At 60.2% G+C, this 1,072-nt stretch carries 1 protein-coding gene and 1 pseudogene; both read right to left on the bottom strand.

What is annotated here, in order from left to right; all coding sequences use genetic code 11:
* Positions 1-289: pseudogene (locus tag H7K45_RS10110) on the bottom strand (hypothetical protein); the annotation flags it as partial.
* Between the two features lie 438 nt (positions 290-727).
* On the bottom strand, positions 728-1,072 hold a 345-nt coding region (locus H7K45_RS10105), incomplete at its 5' end, for a hypothetical protein (protein ID WP_263995668.1).

Genomic DNA, 1,072 nt, shown 5'->3' with positions numbered 1-1,072 from the left:
GGCCCCAGGGCACGAACACCCGGATGTTCTGAATGCCCAAGGCCTGCATATCGCTGAGCTGCTGGTCGATTTGCGCCTTCGTCTGCCCGTACAACGGCGAGGCAGCCACACCCACCGTATCCGGGGACACCGTAATCTCAGCCACCTGCTGAAATTCGTACGCGGCAATCCTCGGCGGCGTTGGGACCATCAAGTTGCTTGCATAGGCGCTTGCCATGGCGACCGGGATGGCCGCGATGACGCCACGCGTCGCAACGGCCTTGAAGAATCCCTGACTGACCTTCGTCATTACTGCTCTCTTTCATGCGTGTAATTATCGCCACCGTCAACGCGCTGAATTTAGCGTGCTTTGCGGCAAACCGCACATCGAATCGAGAAGCTTGCTGAGGGCCCTCCTTCATCCGAAAAACGCACTGGTGAGGCGCTACATCACGATGCAATTAACGCAAACTGGGATTCTGGCGAGCAATCGACCGTGACCAGGGTTTAATGGCCTATATTGCGCCGCCAGCGATGATTGCTCAGACCGACGGGAAATTCGTACCAAAAGTCTCGATTCGAGGGTGGCGGAGCGGTTGTCCCCTGAGATCGAATAATCGCTGTGGAAACGGAAGCCGATGGCGTCACCAAATACACTCGTGGTCTTTTAGGACATGGACAAACGAACCGTAGCGACTCCATTGGCAATGGAGTCGCTACGGTGAACGGTCGTCGAACCCGCGCTGAATCAGCTGGCTGCGGCGTGCCCTTCTGATGTGCTGGCAGCGTTGGCCGCGGGCTTGGCGTCATTGTCGGATTGGCGACCCGACGGTTCGGACTTCTCTGCGTGCGGAGTGTCCTTGGCAGGCGCCTTCTGTGCGTTGGGCGACTTTGGGGTCTTGGGTGCGCTCCCCTGTGCCGCGTTGCCGTCGTCCTTGGCGGCGCCCGTGCCATCGGTCTTGCCGTCGGCCTTGTCTGGCTTGGTGGTGGTGTCGGGCTTGGTGGTGGTGTCGGGGGTTGTGGTGGTGTCGGGCTTGGTCGTGGTGGCTGAGTCGTTGGTGGTGGGGGTGGTGGTCACCGGTTCTGCGGCCGG

Source organism: Mycobacterium yunnanensis, from assembly GCF_025823185.1.
In the GTDB taxonomy this organism is placed as follows: Bacteria; Actinomycetota; Actinomycetes; order Mycobacteriales; family Mycobacteriaceae; genus Mycobacterium; species Mycobacterium yunnanensis.
This window is presented reverse-complemented; position numbering and strand designations above follow the sequence as displayed.